Raw genomic sequence first — 806 nt, 5'->3', positions numbered from 1 at the left:
GTATTGTTGTGATTTTGTAAACTGCATGTTTAACATCAATTGGATGGGCTTTCAACCACAACCAAAATGTGGTTTTCGTCGCAGACAACAAGATGACATTAACGTTATCGGTGTTTCAGGGCTTTTTGAGCGAAAAAAGAAAGCGAGCACGAAGCTCGCTTTGAGTTAGGAAGTGTTTAAAAAGGAAGTCGTAAGATTACTTCACGTACACGCGAGGGTTTGATGTACCCCAAATGGTGTAAAGTTCTGGGAAGATCACGTCGGCGTTCTTCTCGATTTCTGCGGCATTGATGGTTTGAGATTTTTGGTTGCCGAACAGAACGACCTCAGAACCCGGCTTCACGCCTTTGATATCGGAAACGTCGATCATTGTTGTATTCATTGACGTTACGCCAACCACTTTTGCACGTTGACCATTGATCAGCACGTCTGCCGTATTGCCCATTTTTCTTGGGTAACCGTCAGAGTAACCGACAGGAAGGTTCGCCATTACGCTTTCTTTAGTGGTTGTAAAGCTGCTGTCGTAACCCACAGTGCTGTTTTTCGGTAGGTGGTGCAGTGATGCTACGCGTGTTTTGAAAGACACGATGCGCTCGTAAGGTAGGGTTGCAGGGTAATCACCGTACAGCATGCCGCCAGGACGAACCATATCCAGATGTGCTTCAGGCAGATTTAGCGTGATGTAAGAGTTAGCCACGTGCAGTGTGATGTCTTTACGTTTCAGACCTGCGCCGTCCATTAGCCACTTTGTTTCTACTTTGAAACGGTCAACCTTGCGGCGGATTTCATCAAGACCTTCATTCGGG

At 46.4% G+C, this 806-nt stretch carries 1 protein-coding gene; it reads right to left on the bottom strand.

Translation table 11 applies throughout. The annotated features are described in order from the left end of the window. Positions 1 to 196 precede the first annotated feature (196 nt). Positions 197 to 806: alanine racemase C-terminal domain-containing protein (locus R8O11_RS26630; protein WP_318194796.1), on the bottom strand; the 610-nt coding region annotated here is incomplete at its 5' end.

The sequence above is a fragment of the Vibrio sp. 1288 genome (assembly GCF_033344475.1).
The sequence above is the reverse complement of the archived record's forward strand: the minus strand, read 5'-3'. Positions and strand labels throughout refer to the sequence as shown.